General features: G+C 40.9%; 1 rRNA gene. It reads right to left on the bottom strand.

The features are described from left to right. Positions 1-419: 419 nt before the first annotated feature. Positions 420-587, bottom strand: a 16S ribosomal RNA gene (locus RR062_06195); the annotation flags it as partial.

Here is a 587-nt window from a genome sequence, read left to right as displayed (position 1 = left end):
CATTCCCCTTGCGCTCTTTTTAGCTTGACCTATTAGAATAACCCATTATTTTGAATTAATCTTTAAGTTACGAATTATGCAGGCTTTCAGAAGAATAATTTTGTTGAAATTAATTGTTACCCTATTGTTCCACAATTTAGTTCATTTTACTTTATTCGAAATCATCTTGCGATGACTTCCAAAACAACCTTGAACTTGCGTCCAAAATCGCTTCCTTTTCTGTTGCCTTGCTTAAAATTTGTTATCACATTACATTGTTCAGTTTTCAAGGTGCAAATTAAGAATACAAAACCGTCACTAATGACGGAAGTGTACCCTCTAAATTAAACAATGTATGAAGAAATTTAAGGTCTGACCTAGGAATGTTACGTAGATATTTTGTGAGAACCTTGTGTCCTCTATCTGCGAGGTCTCCTTAGAAAGGAGGTGATCCAGCCGCACCTTCCGATACGGCTACCTTGTTACGACTTCACCCCAATTATCAAACCCACCTTCGGCCGCGCCCTCCTTGCGGTTAGACTACGGACTTCGGGTGTTCCCGACTCTCATGGTGTGACGGGCGGTGTGTACAAGGCCCGGGAACGTAT

It is taken from the genome of Clostridia bacterium (assembly GCA_036654455.1).
Classification (GTDB): Bacteria; Bacillota; Clostridia; order Christensenellales; family CAG-314; genus JAVVRZ01.
Note: the sequence above shows the minus strand (reverse complement) of the source record. Positions and strands in the feature narration are given on the sequence as shown.